This is a genomic window from Streptomyces sp. NPDC001204 (genome assembly GCF_053598035.1).
The window spans coordinates 45,710-66,001 of sequence record NZ_JBSFJL010000006.1 but is presented as its reverse complement, the minus strand read 5'-3'; the positions used below and the strand labels follow the sequence as shown (position 1 = coordinate 66,001).

The 20,292-nt window shown below is 73.1% G+C and carries 18 protein-coding genes and 1 pseudogene; 13 read left to right on the top strand and 6 right to left on the bottom strand.

What is annotated here, in order from left to right:
* Nucleotides 1–53 precede the first annotated feature (53 nt).
* The 7 genes from ACWC91_RS10660 (at nt 54) to ACWC91_RS10630 (ending at nt 7,072) form a co-directional block, all read left to right on the top strand.
* Complete coding sequence (locus tag ACWC91_RS10660) at nt 54–1,292, top strand: prenyltransferase/squalene oxidase repeat-containing protein (protein ID WP_450640662.1); 1,239 nt, start codon at nt 54–56, stop codon at nt 1,290–1,292.
* Nucleotides 1,289–1,933, top strand: coding sequence for an SCO2322 family protein (locus ACWC91_RS10655; RefSeq protein ID WP_450640663.1), 645 nt, complete (start codon nt 1,289–1,291; stop codon nt 1,931–1,933). The genes ACWC91_RS10660 and ACWC91_RS10655 overlap by 4 nt, the downstream gene beginning before the upstream one ends.
* On the top strand, nt 1,926–3,062 hold the full coding sequence (locus ACWC91_RS10650) for a CbiQ family ECF transporter T component (protein ID WP_376500519.1): 1,137 nt from the start codon (nt 1,926–1,928) through the stop codon (nt 3,060–3,062). The genes ACWC91_RS10655 and ACWC91_RS10650 overlap by 8 nt, the downstream gene beginning before the upstream one ends.
* On the top strand, nt 3,059–4,753 hold the full coding sequence (locus ACWC91_RS10645; RefSeq protein ID WP_281154890.1) for an ABC transporter ATP-binding protein: 1,695 nt from the start codon (nt 3,059–3,061) through the stop codon (nt 4,751–4,753). Before ACWC91_RS10650 ends, ACWC91_RS10645 begins: the two co-directional genes overlap by 4 nt.
* Nucleotides 4,750–5,646 (top strand): ECF transporter S component, encoded by an 897-nt coding sequence (locus ACWC91_RS10640; RefSeq protein WP_225074961.1) that lies wholly within the window; start codon nt 4,750–4,752, stop codon nt 5,644–5,646. Before ACWC91_RS10645 ends, ACWC91_RS10640 begins: the two co-directional genes overlap by 4 nt.
* Before the next feature lie 147 nt (nt 5,647–5,793).
* Nucleotides 5,794–6,477 (top strand): YoaK family protein, encoded by a 684-nt coding sequence (locus tag ACWC91_RS10635; protein ID WP_450640664.1) that lies wholly within the window; start codon nt 5,794–5,796, stop codon nt 6,475–6,477.
* A 61-nt stretch (nt 6,478–6,538) separates the two neighbouring features.
* On the top strand, nt 6,539–7,072 hold the full coding sequence (locus tag ACWC91_RS10630; RefSeq protein ID WP_225074963.1) for a PH domain-containing protein: 534 nt from the start codon (nt 6,539–6,541) through the stop codon (nt 7,070–7,072).
* Between the two features lie 3 nt (nt 7,073–7,075).
* Here the strand turns inward: ACWC91_RS10630 and ACWC91_RS10625 are convergent, their stop codons facing one another.
* Nucleotides 7,076–7,261 (bottom strand): DUF397 domain-containing protein, encoded by a 186-nt coding sequence (locus ACWC91_RS10625; RefSeq protein WP_225074964.1) that lies wholly within the window; start codon nt 7,259–7,261, stop codon nt 7,076–7,078.
* Entirely contained in the window at nt 7,242–8,069 is an 828-nt protein-coding gene (locus ACWC91_RS10620) for a helix-turn-helix domain-containing protein (protein ID WP_450640665.1), read from the bottom strand. Before ACWC91_RS10620 ends, ACWC91_RS10625 begins: the two co-directional genes overlap by 20 nt.
* Before the next feature lie 143 nt (nt 8,070–8,212).
* Between ACWC91_RS10620 and ACWC91_RS10615 the strand changes: the two are divergent.
* Nucleotides 8,213–8,577 (top strand): annotated as a pseudogene (locus ACWC91_RS10615) (ATP-binding protein).
* Nucleotides 8,578–8,968: 391 nt separating this feature from the next.
* On the opposite strand, the gene ACWC91_RS10610 reads toward ACWC91_RS10615, so the two are convergent.
* Both ACWC91_RS10610 and ACWC91_RS10605 read right to left on the bottom strand, forming a co-directional pair.
* Nucleotides 8,969–9,529 (bottom strand): cysteine hydrolase family protein, encoded by a 561-nt coding sequence (locus ACWC91_RS10610; protein ID WP_225074967.1) that lies wholly within the window; start codon nt 9,527–9,529, stop codon nt 8,969–8,971.
* Nucleotides 9,530–9,673: 144 nt separating this feature from the next.
* Entirely contained in the window at nt 9,674–11,713 is a 2,040-nt protein-coding gene (locus tag ACWC91_RS10605) for a bifunctional glycosyltransferase 87/phosphatase PAP2 family protein (RefSeq protein WP_450640666.1), read from the bottom strand.
* 413 nt (nt 11,714–12,126) lie between these two features.
* Between ACWC91_RS10605 and ACWC91_RS10600 the strand changes: the two genes are divergently transcribed.
* The gene (locus tag ACWC91_RS10600) at nt 12,127–13,491 is read left to right on the top strand and encodes an MFS transporter (RefSeq protein ID WP_225074969.1); all 1,365 of its coding nucleotides are present in this window, start codon (nt 12,127–12,129) and stop codon (nt 13,489–13,491) included.
* Nucleotides 13,492–13,768: 277 nt separating this feature from the next.
* Nucleotides 13,769–14,440, top strand: a complete 672-nt coding sequence (locus ACWC91_RS10595) for an O-methyltransferase (protein ID WP_225074970.1) — start codon at nt 13,769–13,771, stop codon at nt 14,438–14,440.
* 56 nt (nt 14,441–14,496) lie between these two features.
* On the opposite strand, the gene ACWC91_RS10590 is transcribed toward ACWC91_RS10595, so the two are convergent.
* Nucleotides 14,497–14,889, bottom strand: coding sequence for an FHA domain-containing protein (locus ACWC91_RS10590; protein WP_388472334.1), 393 nt, complete (start codon nt 14,887–14,889; stop codon nt 14,497–14,499).
* A gap of 100 nt (nt 14,890–14,989) precedes the next feature.
* On the opposite strand from ACWC91_RS10590, the gene ACWC91_RS10585 reads away from it, so the two are divergent.
* Complete coding sequence (locus ACWC91_RS10585; protein WP_450640668.1) at nt 14,990–15,394, top strand: DnaJ family domain-containing protein; 405 nt, start codon at nt 14,990–14,992, stop codon at nt 15,392–15,394.
* Between the two features lie 97 nt (nt 15,395–15,491).
* Nucleotides 15,492–15,992 carry a GNAT family N-acetyltransferase gene (locus ACWC91_RS10580; protein WP_450640669.1) on the top strand — a complete coding sequence of 167 codons (501 nt, stop codon included), beginning with the start codon at nt 15,492–15,494 and terminating at the stop codon, nt 15,990–15,992.
* A gap of 171 nt (nt 15,993–16,163) precedes the next feature.
* On the opposite strand, the gene ACWC91_RS10575 is transcribed toward ACWC91_RS10580, so the two are convergent.
* Nucleotides 16,164–18,143, bottom strand: a complete 1,980-nt coding sequence (locus ACWC91_RS10575; RefSeq protein ID WP_263637589.1) for an MDR family MFS transporter — start codon at nt 18,141–18,143, stop codon at nt 16,164–16,166.
* Between the two features lie 1,089 nt (nt 18,144–19,232).
* On the opposite strand from ACWC91_RS10575, the gene ACWC91_RS10570 reads away from it, so the two are divergent.
* The gene (locus tag ACWC91_RS10570) at nt 19,233–20,258 is read left to right on the top strand and encodes a peptidoglycan-binding protein (protein ID WP_450640671.1); all 1,026 of its coding nucleotides are present in this window, start codon (nt 19,233–19,235) and stop codon (nt 20,256–20,258) included.
* Nucleotides 20,259–20,292 lie beyond the last annotated feature (34 nt).

Here is a 20,292-nt window from a genome sequence, read left to right as displayed (position 1 = left end):
GCCGGGGTGTCCCGTGCTGCCCGGCTCCCCGCAGGGAGAGGCACCCGCCGATCATGAACTTCCGCCGCAGCGCCGCGGCCCTGGCCGCCGCCGTCGCCGTGATCGGCAGCGCGGCCCCCGCCGTCGCAGACACGTCCGCCGGCCCGTCCCCGTCGTCGCCGGCACTTCCGGCAGGGCTCTACGGCACGACCGACCCCCAGTACGACGGCGTCTGGCGCCAGTCCCTGGCACTGCTCGCGCAGCACACCGTGGATGTGCGGCCCGCCGCCAAGGCCGTGGACTGGCTGACCGGACAGCAGTGCGCCGACGGCTCCTTCGCACCCTTCCGCGCCGAGCCGGGCAAGGCCTGCGACGCCAAGCTGATGGTCGACACCAACAGCACCGCCGCCGCCGTACAGGCCCTCGCCGCGCTCGGCGGCCACGACACGGTCACCGGCAAGGCGGTGTCCTGGCTGAAGTCCGTGCAGAACAAGGACGGCGGCTGGGGGTACACGCCCGGCGGGCCCAGCGACACCAACTCGACCTCGGTCGTGATCGGCGCGCTCGCCGCCGTCGGGCAGAAGCCGGAGAGTGTGGTCAAGGACGGCAAGTCCCCCTACGACGCCCTGCTGACCTTCGCCCTGCCGTGCTCCGGCGACGGGGCCGGCGCCTTCGCCTACCAGCCGGACAAGAAGGGCGAGCTCGCCGCCAACGCGGACGCCACGGCGGCCGCCGTCGTCGCCGCGCTCGGGCAGGGCATGGCCCCCAAGGGCAACGCCAAGGGCGCCGAGGCCCGTTGCGACGGTGCGGGCAAGCCCGGCCCCGACCGGGCCGCGGCCAACGGCGCCTCGTACCTCGCGCAGGCCGTCGCCAAGGACGGTCACCTCACCTCCTCCCTCCCCGGTGCCACCGACCAGCCCGACTTCGGCAACACCGCCGACACGGTCGTCGCCCTGGCCGCGCAGAGCGGGCCCGCGCAGGCGCAGAAGCCGCTGAAGTGGCTGGAGAAGAACTCCGAGGCGTGGGCGAAGCAGAGCGGTCCCGCCGCCTACGCCCAGCTCGTCTTCGCGGCCCGCGCGGCCGGCGCCGACCCGCGTGACTTCGGCGGTGTCGACCTGGTCGAGCGGCTCAACGCGACCGGACCGGCTCCCCAGGCCGCCGCCGGGAAGGACACCGAGGACTCCGCGAAGAGCGAGGACTCCGCGAAGAGCGACTCCCCCTTCGGCGTCTGGTGGACCGTCGGCGTCTTCCTCGTCGCGGGCGTCGGCATCGGGTTCCTGCTGAGCGGCCGGAAGAAGCAGGACCAGTCGTGACCCGCCGGCTCCGGGCGCTGTGCGCACCGCTGCTCGCCGCCACGCTCCTGCTGGTGGCCGGCGCCGGTCAGGCGGGGGCCACCGGCTACCGGTACTGGTCCTTCTGGGACCGCGACGGCGGGAAGTGGACGTACGCCACCGAGGGCCCGTCGACCGCGCGTCCCTCGGACGGCGACGTCCAGGGCCTCCGCTTCGCGGTGAGCGAGGACTCCCAGGACGCGAGCAAGCCGCGCGGGACGGCCGACTTCGAGGCCATCTGCGCCAAGACGCCCGCCGAGAAGGGCAGCAAGCGGGTGGCGCTCGTCCTCGACTTCGGCGTCCAGGCGGACGCCCCGGCCGGCGAGACCCCGCCGGCTCCGCGCACGGCGTGCGCCCGGGTGCCGTCCGACGCGACCACGGCCGAGGCCCTGGCCGCCGTCGCGAAACCGCTGCGGTACGACGCCAACGCCCTGCTGTGCGCCATCTCCGGCTATCCGCGGAAGGGCTGCGGCGAGCAGGTGACGGCGGGCGGGAACGAGCGGCCGGCCGCGGACGAGCCGCGCGAGGAGGGCCCCTCGGTGGGTCTCCTCGCCGGTGGTGCCGCGGTGGTCGTACTGGGCGCGGCGGCGGTCTGGCAGGCGCGGCGGCGCAGGGATGCGTGACGCCGTGCGGGACCGCGGGCGGGCGGGCCGCTCCGGCGGCGCACCCGCCCGCGGCTCCGCCGGCGTCCACGCGGGCGCCTGGTGGCTGTGGGCACTGGCCCTGGGCACCGCGGCCACCCGCACCACCAATCCCCTGCTGCTCGGCCTGCTGCTGGCGGTCTCCGGCTACGTCGTGGTGAGCTGCCGCCCCAACACGCCGTCCGCCCGGTCCTACACCGCCTTCGTCCGGCTCGCCCTCGCCGTCCTCGTCATCCGCCTCGTCTTCGCCGTCGTGCTCGGCTCGCCCATTCCCGGCTCGCACGTGATCGTCTCCCTGCCCGAAGTCCCCCTGCCGCACTGGGCGCAGGGCATCCGCCTGGGCGGCCGGGTCACGGCCGAGGCGGTCGTCTTCGCCCTGTACGACGGGCTCAAGCTGGCCACGCTGCTGGTCTGCGTCGGCGCCGCGAACGCCCTCGCCGCGCCCGCGCGGCTGCTGAAGTCCCTGCCCGGCGCCCTGTACGAGACCGGGGTCGCCGTCGTCGTCGCGCTCACCTTCGCCCCGCACCTGGTCGCCGACGGGCGTCGCCTGCGGGCCGCCCGTCGGCTGCGGGGCCGACCCGACCGGGGTGTCCGCGGCCTGGTGCAGGTCGGACTGCCGGTCCTGGAGGGCGCGTTGGAGCGTTCCGTCGCCCTCGCCGCCGCGATGGACGCCCGCGGCTACGGCCGTACCGCCGAGGTCGCGCCCGCGGTCCGCCGGACCACCGCCCTGCTCACGCTCGGCGGTCTGCTGGGCGTCTGCGCCGGGACGTACGGACTGCTCACCGCCGAGGGCGGCACCTACGGCCTGCCGGTGCTGCTCGCCGGGGTCGCCGCCGCCCTGGCCGGACTGTGGCTCGGCGGGCGCCGCTCCCCGCGCACCCGCTACCGCCCGGACTCCTGGAACCTCCGCTCCTGTCTGGTCGCCGGCTCGGGCATGCTGGTCGCGGCCCTGCTGGTGCTCGCCGCCGCCCGCGATCCCCAGGCCCTGCACCCGGGCGTGGTCCCGCTCGTCCCGCCCACTCTTCCCCTGTGGCCCGCCGCCGCCGTACTCCTCGGTCTGGCCCCCGCGTTCGCCGCACCCGCCAGTCCCGCCCCCAAGGAGCCGTCGTGATCCGCTTCGAGGATGTCTCCGTCACCTACGACGGAGCGGTGGAACCCACCGTCCGCGGCGTCGACTTCGAGGTGCCCGAGGGTGAACTCGTCCTCCTCGTCGGGCCGTCCGGCGTCGGCAAGTCCACCGTGCTCGGCGCGGTCAGCGGACTGGTGCCGCACTTCACCGGCGGCACCCTGCGCGGCCGGGTCACCGTGGCCGGCCGGGACACCCGCACCCACAAGCCGCGTGAACTCGCCGACGTCGTCGGCACCGTAGGCCAGGATCCGCTGTCGCACTTCGTCACGGACACCGTGGAGGACGAACTCGCCTACGGCATGGAGTCGCTGGGCCTGGCCCCGGACGTGATGCGGCGGCGCGTGGAGGAGACCCTGGACCTGCTGGGCCTGGCCGACCTGCGCGACCGCCCCATCGCCACCCTGTCCGGCGGCCAGCAGCAGCGGGTCGCGATCGGCTCGGTCCTCACCCCGCACCCCGAGGTCCTCGTCCTGGACGAGCCGACCTCGGCGCTCGACCCGGCCGCCGCCGAGGAGGTCCTCGCCGTCCTCCAGCGGCTCGTGCACGACCTCGGCACGACGGTCCTCATGGCCGAACACCGCCTGGAACGGGTCGTCCAATACGCCGACCAGGTCGTCCTGCTGCCCGCCCCGGGCGCCGCCCCGCTGCTGGGGCCCCCGGCGGACGTCATGACCGTCTCCCCGGTGTACCCGCCGGTGGTGGACCTGGGCCGGCTGGCGGGCTGGTCCCCGCTGCCCCTGACCGTACGGGACGCCCGCCGCCGGGCCGCCGGTCTGCGGCAACGGCTGGACGGACGGGAGCCCGTGCGCTCCGGGACACCGGCCACGACGCTCCCGGTCCCCGCGCCCCGTCCGGCGCCCCGTCCGGCCTCCCGATGGCGGCTGCGCCGCGGCCCCGCCCCCGAGCCCGTCCCGGCGGGCGCGCCCGTGGCCGAGGTCCACTCCCTCGGTGTCCGGCGCGCCGGCGTCCAGGCCCTGCGGAACGTCGACCTGTCCGTCGCCCCCGGCGAGACCGTCGCCCTCATGGGCCGCAACGGCGCCGGGAAGTCCACGCTGCTCGGCTCGCTCGTCGGGCTGGTCCAGCCGTCCGCCGGGCGGGTCCGGGTGGGCGGCGCGGTCCCGCACCGCACGACGCCCCGCGAACTGGTGCGCCGGGTCGGGCTCGTCCCGCAGGAGCCGCGCGACCTGCTGTACGCCGACACGGTCGCCGCCGAGTGCGCGGCCGCCGACCAGGACGCGCAGGCCGCGCCCGGCACCTGCCGTGACCTGGTCCGCGAGCTGCTGCCCGGCGTCGGCGACGACACCCACCCCCGCGACCTGTCGGAGGGCCAGCGCCTCGCGCTCGCGCTCGCCGTGGTGCTCGCCGCCCGCCCGCCCCTGCTGCTGCTCGACGAGCCGACCCGCGGTCTCGACTACGGCGCGAAGACCCGCCTGGTCGCCCTGCTGCGCGCGCTCGCCGCCGAGGGACACGCCATCGTGCTCGCCACGCACGACGTCGAGCTGGCCGCCGAACTCGCCCACCGGGTCGTGCTGCTCGCCGAGGGCGAGGTGATCGCCGACGGTCCGACGGACGAAGTGGTGGTGTCCTCCCCCTCCTTCGCCCCGCAGGTCACCAAGATCCTGGCCCCGCAGCGGTGGCTCACCGCCACCCAGGTCCGCGAGGCACTGGCATGACGGCCCGATCCACCGACGCGGAGACCCGTTCTCCGGGCCCGAAGATCCGTCCTGCCGACGCGAAGGCGCGCCGTGCCGGCGCTCGGGTGCGGGCCGTCCGCCTCGGCCCCCGGTCCCTCGCCGCGCTCGCCCTGGTCAGCGCGGTCGGCGTGGCGGCGTTCGGCTGGCCGTTCCTCGCCCCGCCCGCCTCGTCGCTCAGCGCGCACGCGCAGGACGCGCCCTGGCTGTTCGCGGGCCTGCTCGTCCTGCTCGTCGCCGTCGTCACCGCGACGATCTCCGAGTCCGGCCTCGGCCCGAAGGCCGTCGCCATGCTCGGTGTGCTGGCCGCGACCGGGGCCGCGCTGCGCCCCATCGGGGCCGGCACGGCCGGTATCGAGCCCATGTTCTTCCTGATGGTGCTGAGCGGGCGGGTGCTCGGGCCGGGCTTCGGGTTCGTCCTGGGCTCGGTGACGATGTTCGCCTCCGCGCTGCTCACCGGCGGGGTGGGGCCGTGGATGCCGTTCCAGATGCTGGCCATGGGCTGGTTCACCATGGGCGCGGGTCTGCTGCCGGGCCCCGACCGGCTGCGCGGCCGCGCGGAACTGCTGCTGCTCGCGCTCTACGGGTTCCTGGCCGCCTTCGCCTACGGCACCGCCATGAACCTCGCGGGCTGGCCCTTCATGGGCACCCTCGCCTCCTCCATCGCCTTCGACCCGCACGCGGGCGTCCCCGCCAACCTGGCCCGGTTCGTGGCGTACTGCCTGGCCACCTCGCTCGGCTGGGACCTGGGCCGGGCCGCCGTCACCGTCGTGCTGACCCTCACCCTCGGCCCCGCCGTCCTCCGGGCGCTGCGCCGGGCCACCCGCCGGGCCGCCTTCGAAGCGCCGGTCGCCTTCGACGCGCCGTCGCCGTGACCGGTCGGTGAGCCGTCCTCACACACCGGTGACCCCGGCCCGAGCCGCCTCACGGCAGTCGTGGAGGCGGCGGCACCCGATCCCCTGGGCCGCCGCCTTCGCCGTGTCCGTCTGCCGCGGACCGGCGGTTGGTGCTTTCCTGGCCCCATGACGACGGACCCGCCACCGAAGGACCCCGAGGCACGCGGACTGCGCCTGGTGGCGGTGCTCTTGGGACTGACCGTGGTCAGCGGGCTGATCGACGCGGTCAGCTACCTCGGGCTCGGGCACGTCTTCACCGCCAACATGACCGGCAACGTGGTCGTGCTCGGCTTCGCCGCCGCCGGGGCACCGGGCTTCTCCGTGCCGCACACCGCCACCTCCCTGGCGTGCTTCCTGCTGGGCGCGACGGTCGGCGGCCGGGTCTCGCTGCGCTACGGCACCGACTCGCGCCGCACCTGGGCCAGGGTGACCTTCGCCGCCGAGGCCGTACTGGTCGCGGCGTCCGCGGCGGTGGCCTTCGCCGCGCCGGACACGGAGGCCATGGTGTACTCCGTCATCGCCCTGACCGCCTTCGCGATGGGCCTGCGCAACGCGACGGTCATCAAGCTGAACGTGCCCGACCTGACGACCACCGTCCTGACCAGGACCCTGACGGGCCTCGCCGCCGACTCCAGGGCCGGCGGCGGCACCGGCCGCCGCTCCCCGCGCCGCACGGCCTCCGTGATCGCGATGCTGGCAGGCGCCGTCCTCGGTGCCTGGCTGGTGATCCATCAGGGCCTGGGTATCCCCCTGCTGATCGCGGCGGTGCTGTCGGGCGTCCTGGCCATGATGGCGTCCGGACGCGAATGACGCCTCCCCCGGGCGGGAGGGGCCGTGCTCATACGGCACTTGATGTGCCAGGATGCCGCCCATGGTGAACGTGCACCGTCATCTGGCCGATGACGAGGAACTGATACATGCGACCCGCCAGCACTGGACGCAGATGGTGGGCGAGTTCGTCGTGCTCGTCCTCGTCTGGGCCGTGGCGGGCGCGCTGGCGTGGGTGATTCCGTCCGGAAAGGACTGGGGCACCGTCGCCCGGTACGTGGTGCTGGGCGTGGCGGTGGTCATCTCCGTCTGGTTCTGGCTGCGGCCGCTGCTGATCTGGCGCAGCACCGTCTACATCGTCACGACGAAGCGGGTCTCCGTGCGCACCGGCTTCCTGACGAAGACGGGGCACAGCATCCCGCTGACCCGCGTCAACGACGTCGAGTTCCGCGCCACGCTGTGGGAGCGCATCCTGCACGAGGGGACGCTGACCGTCCAGTCGGCCTCGGAGCACGGAATGCTCGAACTGAAGCACGTCTCGGACCCGGAGGGCCTCCAGGGCCTGATCTACGAGGCGGTGGAGAACGAGCAGCGCAGCCACCAGTGGGGCGGACAGGTGCCGCCGGCCGCCGGCTGACGATCAGCCGGCGTCAGCAGCCGCCCACGACACGAACTCGGTGAAGGCGGCGGGCGCGAGGGTGAGCACCGGGCCGGCGGGGGTCTTGGAGTCCCGTACGGCCACGGTGGCGTCCGGTATCTCGGCGATTTCGAGGCAGTTGCCCCCCTGGTCGCCGCTGTAGCTGGACTTACGCCAGTCGATCTCCATAGCGATCCTCCATCACGCGCCGAATCAGCTCCGCCGAGTCCCGGATGGAAAGCGCGGCAGCTCGAAGGTGATCGTAACGGAGCGAGCAGTCCTTGACCGTGTCCGGGTTGGCGCTTGGATGCCCGCTGCCGTAGCCCTCGGTGTAGACGATGGTCGGGTCGCTCTGAAAGCGGTAGAGGTCAAACGAGCCTTGCAGCCCCGCATGAGCCCCGACGGAGTACGGCAGCACTTGGACATTGATCCGAGGGTTGTTCTCGAACGAGAGCAGGCGGGCCAGTTGGCCCCGCATGGTCTTCGGACCGCCGATCTCCAGATGCAAGGCGGCCTCGGAGAGAACCAGCCAGAAGACCGGCGGCTCGGCCTTCTCGAAGATCCGCTGACGAGCCAGCCGGACGGCAGTGCGGTCGCCGAGGCCGGTCTGATCCAGCGCACCGAGCACCGCACGCGCGTAAGCGTCGGTCTGCAGAAGACCGTGGAGCAGGTGCGTCTCGAACGAGCAGATCTCGGTGGCCTGCGCCTGCAACTCCGCCACCTGCTGGAACCAGCTCGGCAGTTGACTTCGCATCACCAGTGTGACGAGACGGGACAAGAACCCGTCCGTTCCCAGCGCCGCGTCCACCCGCTCGCTGAACTCCGGCGTCGGCAGCTTCCGCGCTGTCTCGATCTGTCCAACCAGTGAGCCGGTGTAGTTGATGATGTCGCCCAACTGCCGTTGCGTCAGGCCGGCGGCTTCCCGGAGCCGGCGCAACTCGAAGCCGTAGTAGTCGAGCGGTGAGGCCCCCGGGTCGAGGACATTGATGTTGGTCACGCACGGCACCTTTCACGTGACGCCCCACGGGCGGACCCGTTGTGTTCAGTTGGTGGCCCAGCGTAGTGACGCCAGGTCAGTCTCGTACCGTGAACGACTACTTCCCCTCCGTACTCGCGAGCCCACGCCCCGACCAGTACCGCATGTACCTCACCCTCGGTGAGCACTCCGCTCGGCACATCCGCCGTATCGTCCGCTCCTGCCTGGGTGATTGGGACCTGCCGGGCTCACCGACAGCGTGGAGCCGGCCGTGACCGAGCTGGTCGCCAACGTCGTACGGCACGTTCCGGACCGGCGGTGCACCGTGCTGGTGCTGCGGCAGACGGAAGGGGTCCGTGTGGAGGTGACGGACAGGTCGCCGCAACTTCCCGCCGTCCCACTGGACTTGTCCCCGGAGGCGGAGGGCGGGCGGGGACTGCTGCTGGTCGACGCCGTGACCGACAAGTGGGGCGTGGAACCGCGCGGGGCGACCGGCAAGACGGTGTGGTTCGAGTGCGCCGGACGGTGACGTACCTCTGGAGTTCACCGGCCCCGTCCGGGCAGGGCTCGGCAGGCCACCAGCGCGCACACCGCCGCCGGCGACGGAGACGAGCTGTCCTCTGAACGACGTGTGCCCGGTGGGTGCGGCGGACGCCGTGGCCCCGCGTCCGTGGTGGGACTGGCCCCACCCCGCCCGCCCAGGTGGCCCGAGGAACCACGACAGCGGACGGCGCACGTCCGGGGGAGGCCCATCGACGTTGGTGAGCCACCTCGGACTCGGCCCCGTCTTCACCGCGGCATGACCGGCCACGTGGTGGTGGCGGCTTCGCCGCCGCCGGGGCGCCCGGCTCCTACGGCGATGGCGGCGGTGTGCCGACGGTGGTGACGCCGGGCCGGGAGTGGCCTCACCGACCCCAGGATCAGCCGGCGCCGACGAAGTCGACGTCCTTGGTCTCGACGGTCCCGGCCGTGCGCCCCGGTGCCGCCTGGTAGTTCCAGTACAGGTTGGTGTGGGCGATGACCTGGTCCGGCGGCGGGGCGCCCCAGGCCGTCGTGTCCGTCGTGGTGTGGGCGTCGCCGACCAGGATCGTGTCGTACCCCCGGACGAACGCGCCGTGCAGTGTCGAGCGGACGCACGCGTCGGTCGACGCCCCGGCCACGACGAGCCGGCCGGCCCCGAGACCCGACAGCACGACCTCGAGGGTGGTGTCCTCGAAGGAGTCGCCGTAGTTCTTGTGGACGAGCGGTTCGCCCTCACGCGGCGTCAGCTCGGGGACGATCCGCCAGCCGTCGCTGTCCCTCAGCAGCTCCTCGTCGGCGTGCTGGACCCACACGACGGGGACCGCCTCCCGCCTGGCCCGCTCGACCAGGACGGCGATGTTCGCGACGATCGTGTCGCGCTCGTGGGCCTTGTGGACGACGTCGTTCTGCACGTCGACGACGAGAAGCGCGGTGTTGGGCCGGTCCTGGAGTGTGGTCATCGTTCCCCCTTGCGCATACCGGTGCTGTCCGCGCTCACTCTAGGCCCGGCCACCGACAATGAAGTCGGCCGGCAGCCGGGTCCAGGACACGAGCCCCCGCAGGACCGGTGCCGGCACGCCAGGCGTGAGGCCGTCCTCGCGGCGTCAGCTCAGCGCCCGCTCCTTCTCCGCGAGCGCCGGCTCGACGGCGACCGCCGTCGGCTCCAGGGCCCGCGGACCGGACAGCAGGTACGTGAGCCCGAAGCCCGCGCCGACGACGATCGCGCCGCCCACCGCGTCCAGCACCCAGTGGTTGCCGGTGGCGACGATGGCCGAGACCGTGAAGAGGGGGTGGAGGAGGCCCAGGGCCTTCATCCACCACCTGGGGGCGACGACCGCGATGACCACGCCGCACCACAGCGACCAGCCGAAGTGCAGGGACGGCATCGCGGCGTACTGGTTGGTCAGGGACGTCAGGGTGCCGTAGTCCGGCCGGGAGAAGTCCTGGACGCCGTGGACAGTGTCGATGATGCCGAGGGCCGGCATCAGGCGGGGCGGGGCCAGGGGGTACAGCCAGAAGCCGACCAGGGCCAGGACGGTGGCGAAGCCGAGGGCCGTGCGGGCCCAGCGGTAGTCCACCGGACGGCGCCAGCACAGGACGCCGAGGACGGTCAGCGGGACCACGAAGTGGAAGGACTCGTAGTAGAAGTCGAAGAAGTTCCGCAGCCAGCCGATCTTCACCACGGCGTGGTTGACGGCGTGCTCGATGTCGATGTGCAGGAAGCGCTCGAGGGAGAGGACCTCGTGACCGTGCTGCTCGGCAGTGGCCCGGCCGCCGGAGATGCTGCCGCCCGTCGCCGCGAGACGGACCTGCTGGTAGGCGGCGTAGGTCACGCGTATGAGGAGCAGTTCGAGGAACAGGTTCGGGCGGGTGAGCACCCGGCGCAGGAAGGGGAGCGGGGGGACCCGTCGGAAGCGGGCCGGGACCGGGGGCGCGTACTCCGTCGGGACGGGTGAGGCGTAGTGCTCCGAGGTGCGGGACAGGAACGGCACGGCCGTCGCGGCGGCGAGGGCGGCCAGCAGGACGATGTTGTCCCGCAGCGGGTTCAGGGCCGCGATGTGCGGCAGCATCATCGTCGCCGGCAGGGTCATGACGAGGATGACGGCGACCGGCCAGACGTAGCGGTCGGAGGCGCGGCGGCCGACCCGGCCGACGACCGCGAGGAGCACCCACAGCAGCTGGTGCTGCCAGGTGGTGGGCGACACCGCTATCGCGGCGCAGCCGGTGATCGCGACGGCGAGCAGGAGCTGGCCGTCGCGGGCGTAGCGCGCGGCCCGGCGCAGGCCGAGCACCGCGACCGCCGCGCCCAGCAGCAGGAACAGGCCTGTCTCCAGCGGGCCCGTCAGGCCGAGCCGCAGCAGGGCGCCGTGCAGGGACTGGTTGGCGAGTGCGTCGGCGCGGCCGCCGAGGCCCACGCCCGCCATGTGGTGCACCCAGTAGGTGTGGGAGTCGCGCGGCATCGCGGCCCAGGCGAGCGCGGTGCAGGCGGCGAACGTGACGGCGGTGGAGACGGCGGCCTGCCGGCGCCGGGTGAACCACAGCAGGGGGGCGAAGAGGAGCACCGTGGGCTGCAGCGCGGCCGCGAGGCCGATCAGCGCGCCGCCGGCCCGCTGTCCGCGCACGACGAAGCAGCCGAGCAGCACGAGCAGGACCGGGATGATGCTGGTCTGGCCGAGCCAGAGCGCGTTGCGCACCGGCAGCGACAGCATGAGCAGGCTGATCGCGACGGGCGCGGCCAGCAGTGAGGTGCGGCGGCCGACCGGATCGGGCAGGGCGCGGGCGACGATCAGGCCCAGGGCGACCACCAGCAGCAGCGTGCCGAAGGTCCATCCCCAGCCGAGCGCCTGCTCGGCGGCCCTGGTCAGCGGCTTGAGCACAAGGCCGCCGAACGGCGTGCCGGTGAACTGCGTCGACTCGTACAGCGACCCCTTGACGTGCAGCACGCCGTCGGGTCCGACCCAGGTCTCCAGGTCGGTGAGCCGGCTGCCGCGCGGGGTGCTGAGGACGACGGCCACCTGCCGTATCGCGAGGATCCCGGCGATCAGCCACAGGCCCAGGCGGGTCGCGTGCAGGCGCGCCGTGGCCGGGTCCGCCGCCGTTCCGAACGCCGCCGTCGGTCCCCCACCGCGCTCCGCATTCGCCACGCCCCCTCGGCCTCCCGCCCGGTATGTCCCGCGCGCTCCCGCGCCGGGAACCCATTCGCCATTCCCGGGAGGCTCGCACCTCCCCCGGAGAAGGACGCGGCTACCCCCGATTCACCTGTCGTCCGCTCGCCTTTTGTCAGGATGACGATAGTGCGCGGACGGTTCGGTTCCCCGGCCGGGGCGCGAGAAGGATCACAGTGTGGAGCCGCGAATCACGGTCCGTGCAGGGACTAAGTGCCTGTACAGAGAACGTTTAGGTGCAGTATGCATCGACATGCGTACGGTGCGTAACGGACATCGGCAACCGTATGGTCGATTTTCGGCCTGCCGAGGTGGGCCGCTTTCGGCCCCCGCGTCAGCGCCGCCGCACGGGCCGGGTCCCTGTCCCCGTCGAAAGGCAGGCGAGCGAAGCCTTGTCAGCTGTCACCGTCACCGCGCCCCGGGCCGTCTCCCTCACCAAGAGCCGCCACACCACCGTCACCGACCCGGCGCTCGTCCGGCGCGCCGTGAAGGCCGCCGCGCTGGGCAACGCCATGGAGTGGTTCGACTTCGGTGTCTACAGCTACATCGCGGTGACGCTGGGCAAGGTCTTCTTCCCCTCCGGCAACCCGACGGCGCAGCTGCTCTCCACGTTCGGCGCCTTCGCCGCGGCCTTCCTGGTCCGCCCGCTCGGCGGCATGGTCTTCGGCCCCCTGGGCGACCGTATCGGCCGCCAGAAGGTACTGGCCTTCACCATGATCATGATGGCCGTGGGCACCTTCGCGATCGGCCTCATCCCGTCCTACGCGACGATCGGCGTCGGAGCGCCGCTGCTGCTGCTCGCGGCCCGGCTGGTGCAGGGCTTCTCCACCGGCGGCGAGTACGCGGGGGCGTCCACCTTCATCGCCGAGTTCGCCCCGGACAAGCGGCGCGGCTTCCTCGGCAGCTGGCTGGAGTTCGGCACCCTGGCCGGTTACATCGGCGGCGCGGGCCTGGTCACCCTGATGACGGCCCTGCTGTCCTCGGACCAGATGACCTCCTGGGGCTGGCGGATCCCGTTCCTGATCGCGGGCCCCATGGGCATCATCGGCCTCTACCTGCGGATGCGCCTGGAGGAGACCCCGGCGTTCGCCGCCGAGGCCGCCGCCTGCGAGTCGAACCGCCCGAAGGTGCCGCTGCGCGAGATGATCGCCGGCCAGTGGAAGGCGCTGCTGCTGTGCGTGGGCCTGGTCCTGGTCTTCAACGTCACCGACTACATGCTGCTGTCGTACATGCCGAGCTACCTGACCAGCGTGCTCAAGTACGACGAGACGCACGGCCTGGTCGTCGTCCTCGGCGTGATGGCCCTGATGATGATCGTCCAGCCGTTCGCGGGCGCGCTGACCGACCGTGTCGGACGCCGTCCGGTGATCGCCGCCGGCTGCGCGGGCTTCCTGTTCCTGTCGATCCCGGCGCTGCTGCTGATCCGCCAGGGCAGCCTGGCGGCGGTGGGCCTGGGCATGGCCGCCCTGGGCCTGCTCCTGGTCTGCTTCACGGCCGCGATGCCGTCCGCGCTGCCCGCGCTGTTCCCGACCCGGGTCCGCTACGGCTCGCTGTCGATCGGCTTCAACATCTCCGTCTCGCTGTTCGGCGGGACGACCCCGCTGGTGGTCACCGCCCTGATCGGCGCGACCGGCAACCTGATGATGCCCGCCTACTACATGATGGCGGCCTCGCTGATCGGCGGCGCGGCGGTCTGGTTCATGGCGGAGTCCGCGGGCCGACCGCTGCCGGGCTCGGCGCCTTCGGTGGAGGCTTGAGCCCCCCGTTCCGGCCGCCCGGCCCACCCGACTTCCCACCGCCGTCCCCGGCTCCTGCCGGGGGCGGCGGTGCCGTCGCGGCCAAAAGACGGCCACTGTCGCGGCCCGGCGGCTGCCGTCGCGACCCGAAATCCGCCGCCGTCACGCCCCTCGGGCAGCACGGACCCACGGGCCGCCCCCGAACGACTGACATTGCCTGACAGCACCACCGCACCCGGCTATATTCGTTAGCCCGGCTAGTTAGAGAATCTAACTAGACATACGAAAGGCTTGGTGCATGAGCGACTCGCAGCTGTGGGATGACGTGGACGCCTACTTCTCCACTCTGCTCTCCCCGGAGGACGAACCCCTTCAGGCCGCGCTGCGCGACAGCGACGCGGAGGGGCTGCCGCGCATCAACGTCACCGCGAACCAGGGCAAGCTGCTGCACCTCCTCGCCCAGGTCCAAGGCTCCCGCGCCATCCTGGAGATCGGCACGCTCGGCGGCTACAGCACCATCTGGCTGGCCCGCGCGCTGCCCGCCGACGGACGGCTGATCTCCCTTGAGTACGACCCGCGCCACGCCGACGTGGCCCGCCGCAACATCGCGCGCGCCGGCCTGGACCGGGTCGCCGAGGTGCGGGTGGGTCCGGCCCTGGAGTCGCTGCCCCAGCTCGCCGACGAGAACCCGCCGCCCTTCGACCTGGTCTTCATCGACGCCGACAAGGCCAACAACCACCACTACGTGGAGTGGGCGCTGCGCCTGACCCGCACCGGCAGCCTGATCGTCCTGGACAACGTCGTGCGCGGCGGCCATGTCACCGACCCCACCAGCACCGACCCGAGCGTGCTCGGCACCCGGGCCGCCCTCGAACTCATCGCCGAACACCCCAGGCTGGACGGCACGGCGATCCAGACGGTCGGCACCAAGGGCCACGACGGCTTCGCGCTGGCGCGGGTGCTGGAGTGAGCGGCCGAAACGACCGGCCGCAGTGACCGGCCGCCTGCCCGGCCCCCGCGCGGTGCTCATACCTCGTGGAAGAACCCGACGTTGACGCTGCGCGGACTCGTACGGTCCTGCACCACGATCTCGCCGGATCCGCCGCGGGGCAGCGCGACGGTCCCGCCGTAGGCGAGCGGCTGAACGTACTCACCCGTGGTCAGCCGGACCTCGGACGACGGCTCCGGCTGGGAGCCGCGCAGCCAGGTGACCTGCCAGGTACCGTCGGCCGCGCACTGGAAGTCCAGGTGGACCCGGGAGACGAACAGCCAGTCGTCGGGCGTCACCAGGCGGCACACGGACGGGTCCCGGCCCACCCGCAGCGCGGCACCCGGCTCGCTGGGAGCGTCGGCCATGAGCATCCCGGCCGTGGCGCCCGCGTCCGTCCCGGAGACGGAGGCCATGGTCAGTTCGAGCACGTGGATTCCCCCTGAGACGTCCTTCGCGCGGTGGCCGGATTGCCTGGCCGCCGCCGCATGATAAAACGCCCGGGCCTGCGGTGTCCGGCACAATGGACCCATGACCGAGCGAAAGCCACCTGGTGTCGCGTTCGGCTCCTGGGTCGACAAGCAGATCCGCGACGCGCAGGGACGCGGAGAGTTCGACCGCCTGCCGGGCGCGGGAAAGCCGCTGCCGGACGACATGACGTACGACGAGCTGTGGTGGGTCAAGCGGAAGATGGCCCGCGAGGGCCTGTCCTTCCTGCCGCCGTCGCTCGCACTGCGCAAACAGGCCGAGGACGCGCTCGCGGCGGCCCTGGCGGCCCCCTCGGAACGGATCGTCCGCGCCGTCATCGCGGACATCAACACCAAGATCCTCGACATGATGCTGAAGCCGCCGCCGGGCCCACCGCTCGGCCTGAAGCGGTACGACGTCGAGGAGGTCGTCCAGGAGTGGCGGAGGCGGCGCGAGGCGGCCGGGTAGGTCCTGGCGTCCGAGCAGGCCTCCCGGCCCCGTGGGCCCGCGGGGCGTCCGGCAGGCGCTTTAACGGGTTGCGCCCGCCGCCCTCCGCGTCCCCACAATGTCGGTCGTGACCTGGACCATCGCCCCAGAGCCCGTCAACTCCCCCGCGGCCGCGGCACTGTGGCGCGCGTACTACACGGAGGTCAGCGACCGCTGGTACCTGCTGCACGAGGGGCGCCGCACCGACCCCGACGAACTGGAGCGGGAGATCGCCGTCGGCACGGGCACCGAACTCGCCCCACCCACCGGACAGTTGCTCCTCGCCCGGTACGACGGCACCCCGGCCGGCACCGCGGGCGTACGGCTGCTGGACGCGGAGCGGGCCGAACTCACCCGGGTGTTCCTGCACGAGGAGATGCGGGGCAGGGGCGGCGCCGCCCTCCTGGTCGCCGCGGCCGAGGACGCCGCCCGCGCGCTCGGCGCCCGGCGGATGATCCTGGACACCCGCGGCGACCTCGTGGAGGCCCGCGCCCTGTACGCCCGGCTCGGCTACACGGAGAACGGACGACACAACGACGACCCGTACGCCGAACACTGGTTCGGCAAACCGCTGCGCTGACCCTCCGTCCCCGAAGGCAGAAGCCGCCCCCAACCCTCGTGGACAACGGACCTATACCGGGTCCGGCCCAAACGTCGGGTGCGGTTCATGTGTTCGGCTTGGGCCAATGACCGTGCGCCCGGGCCGGTGGCTGCCGGCCCCGGCCGGGGTCGGCGGTCACCGGCCGCCGGCTCACATCGGGCGGGGAGCCGGCGTCCGGCCGTCGTGCGGCCACTCCCGGTCCGGCCGTTCCCTGTCCGGCCGCTCCCGGTCCGACCCGCACAACTCCCCCGTCAGCTCCTTCACCAGCTGCACCAGGTCGGTGGGCCGTTCCGGCCCCCACCAGTCGCCGAGCAGCCCGGCGAGCGACTCCTCCCGGGCGTGGGCCAGACGCTCGGCGGCCTCCAGGCCGCCGTCGGTCAGGACGAGGTCCACGCCGCGACGCTCGCCCAGATGCCGCTCCTCGACCTGGCGGGTGGCCCCGATGATCACGCCGAGCGGGATGGTGGTGCGCTCGGCCAGCAGGGCGGGCTCCACCCAGCCGTACTTCTTCATCCGCAGCAGCAGCCAGCTCGCCGCGGGGTCGAGGTCGTAGCCCGCCCGCACGGTGATCTCCCGGTAGACCTCGCGCCGCCCCTCGCGGGTGCCCAGCACGGACAGCGCCCGGCACACCTCGTCGTACGAGGACCGCTCGACCGGGTTGGTCGCGTATGTCTCCGTGACGTCGGGGGCCGTGACCGAGCCGCGCAGCCGGTCCTCCTTCAGGAACCAGGCCAGCACGAAGCCGAGGAGGGCGACCGGGGCGGCGTAGAGGAAGACGTCGGTGATCGCGGACGCGTACGCGTGCAGGGCCGCCGGGCGCAGTGTGGCCGGCAGGGCGGCGATGCCGCGCGGGTCGGACTCCAGGGCGTTCGCCGACACCCCCGGCGGCAGCGGCACGCCGGTGAAGGCGGTGGTCAGTTTCTCGCCGAGCCGACTGGCGAAGACCGTGCCGAAGATGGCCACGCCGAAGGAGGCGCCGATGGAACGGAAGAAGGTGGCGCCGGAGGTGGCGACGCCGAGGTCCTCGTAGCTGACGGCGTTCTGCACGATGAGGACGAGCACCTGCATGACCAGACCGAGGCCCACGCCGAAGACGAAGAAGCAGGCGCTCATCACGGCCGTCGAGCTGTGCTCGTCGAGCTGGTGCAGCAGGAGCAGGCCGATCGCGGTGACGGCGGTGCCCACGACGGGGAACACCTTCCAGCGGCCGGTGCGGCTGACGATCTGCCCGGAACCGGTGGAGGCCGACAGCATGCCCACCACCATCGGGAGCATGTGCACACCGGACAGCGTCGGCGAGATGCCCCGCACGACCTGGAGGAACGTCGGCAGGTAGGTCATCGCGCCGAACATGGCGAAGCCGACGATGAAGCTGATGACCCCGGAGAGGGAGAACGTGCGGATGCGGAACAGCTTGAGCGGCAGCACCGGCTCGGCCGCCCTCTCCTCCACGGCCAGGAACGCGAGGACGAGCACGACGCCCACCACCGCCAGGCCGATGATCTGCGGCGAACCCCAGCCCCAGGTGGTGCCGCCGAGCGAGGCGACCAGCACCAGGCAGGTGGCGACCGAGGCGATGAGGAAGGTGCCGAGGTAGTCGATGACGTGCCGCTGCGACCGGTGCGGGATGCGCAGGGCCGCCGCGATCACGGCGAGGGCGACCATGCCGACGGGCAGGTTGACGTAGAACACCCAGCGCCAGCTCAGGTGCTGGGTGAACAGCCCGCCGAGCAGCGGCCCGAGCACACTGGTCGTGCCGAACACCGCACCGAACAGGCCCTGGTAGCGGCCGCGTTCGCGGGGTGCGACGACATCGCCGACGATCGCCATCGACAGCACGATCAGCCCGCCGCCACCCAAGCCCTGCAACGCCCGGAACCCGATCAGCTCGGGCATGTTCCGCGCCATGCCGCACAGCGCGGAACCGATCAGGAAGATCACGATCGCGGTCTGGAAGAGCTTCTTGCGCCCGTACTGGTCACCGAGCTTGCCCCACAGCGGAGTCGCCGCGGTCGACGCCAGCAGATACGCCGTGACCACCCAGGACAGATGCTCCAGGCCGCCGAGGTCGCTGACGATGGTGGGCAGCGCGGTGGACACGATGGTCTGGTCGAGCGCGGCCAGCAGCATGCCGAGGAGCAGCGCGCCGATGGAGACGAGGACGTTGCCCGACACCTGCTCGGGCGGGGCCGCGGGGTCGCCGGGCGGGGGCTGGGGGGCTTGTGGGGGCCGCGGCGACTGCGGGGGCTGTGGCGACTGCGGCGACGCGGGCACGGCCGACGACGGCCGGTCGCCGTCGGCGACGTCGCCCGTCGTCCCCGTCATGCCGGTCCTGCCGTGCCCATCGCCGGCCATGGAGTCCTCCCGACGCTCTCGTGACATCTTCCATCGTCATCGGAGTGTCCCGTTATGGCCTGTTGAGTCCTGCCGGAAGCCGCCATTCCGGGGGCCCTTCGGGGAGAAGGTGTGTGGACGATCTGCATAATCCTTGGAGTTCGCACGGGAGGGGACCGACGCGTGGAAGAGCGGAAGGGGCATGCCTGCCCCGAATGCGGGGTGCCCCGGGGCACGGACAACACCCCGTCCTGCGCCTGCGGAAGCCGGGCGTCCGACGCTCTCCGCGACGCCCGAACGGCCGAAGCCGCGGCAGCGGAGGACTTCAATCCGCTGCGGATTCGGCCGTACGTGGACATCGGGGAGACGCCGACGGAGAGCGGCGTGCTGACTGGGGGCGTTCCGACGGGGAGCGTCCCGGCAGGGAACACCCCGGCAGGGAGCACCCCGGCAGGGGGCACCGCCATGCCGGGCACCCTGGCTGGGGCCGGCGGGGCTGCAGGGGCCGGCGGGGCCGCAGGGGCCGGCGGGGTCGCTGGGGCGACGGGTGCCGCTGCGGTCGTTGGGGTCCCAGGAGCCACCGCGGTCGCTGGAGCCGTCGGAGACGCTCAGAGCTCTGGAGCCACCGGAGCCGCCGAGGCTTCCGGGGCGATCGGTGCCGCCGGAGCCGCTGTGGCCACGGGACCCGCCGAGGCCGGCAGAGTCACCGGAACCGCCGGAGTCACTGGAGACGCCGGGACCACCGGGGGCGCCGGATCCGTCGGAGATGCCAGGGCCGCCCAAGCCGCCGGGACTTCCGGAGTCATCGGAGCCGCTGGGGCCGCCCCTGGAGCCACCGGAGCCACCGGAGAGGAGCCACGGCCCCCCTCCCCCGCGGAGGCCACGATGGCGCTGCGGGCCCTCCCCGCGGAGGCCGCGTCGGCCCGGCGGGCCGCCCCCGCTGATGCGCCGACAGGGCAGCAGGGCATCCCCACCGAGTCCTCACCGACACAGCAGGGCACCCCCGCCCAGCCTTCGACGGCGCAACAGGGCACCCCCGCCCAGCCTTCGACGACAGAAGAGGGCGCCCCCGCCGAGGCCACGATGGCTCTGCGGGCCATCCCCGCGCAGCCGCCGACCCGCACCACCCCACCCGGCCTGTTCGCACCGCCACCGGGCGAACCGAGCGCGGCCGACGTGAGCCTGTTCGACCCGGCGACGGAGGCGGACCCGGCGACGGTCTCGGAACCGACCGCCGGCACCGAGGGCCCCATGGGCCGGGCGGGCAGCCACCGCGGCGGCCGGCGGAACCGCCGCCCCACCGTCGTACTCGCCGCCTGCGCGGTCGTGGCCACGATCGTGGCGGGGGCCGGGTTCGCGAGCGGGCTGTTCTCCTACGAGTCGCCGGAGCGGGACCATGCCTCCCGTCAGGTGCGGGAGAGCGTGCCGGACGCATGGGTGGAGACACCCACGGCATCCGCGCCGACGGCCGCCGCGCCGTCGTACGCGTCGTCGGCGCCGACGACGGTGAGCGAGTCGCCGTCGCCCGGCGCGGACGCCTCGCCGTCCGCGTCGGCCTCGGAGTCGGGGACGGCGGAGCCGTCGCCGTCCGGATCGCAGGAGGGGAACGTTCCCGGCACGGGGCCGGAGCCGGACGGGCCGACGCAGACCGCGACGACGATGCGCGCCAGCGCCCCGGCGGCCCCCGCCCCGGTACTGCGCCGCGGCGACCAGGGCCCGGAGGTGACGGAACTCCAGTCACGGCTCGGCCAGTTGTTCCTCTTCCCGGGGAAGGCGGACGGCGTCTTCGGCCGCCGGCTGGAGAAGTCCGTGCGCGCGTACCAGTGGTCCCGCGGTATCACCGCCGACGAACTCGGGGTCTACGGACCGGCGACGAGGGCGCGCCTGGAGTCGGAGACGGCGGCCCCCTGAGCCTGGGGTGCCTCGACGGACTGTGGTTCCTGAC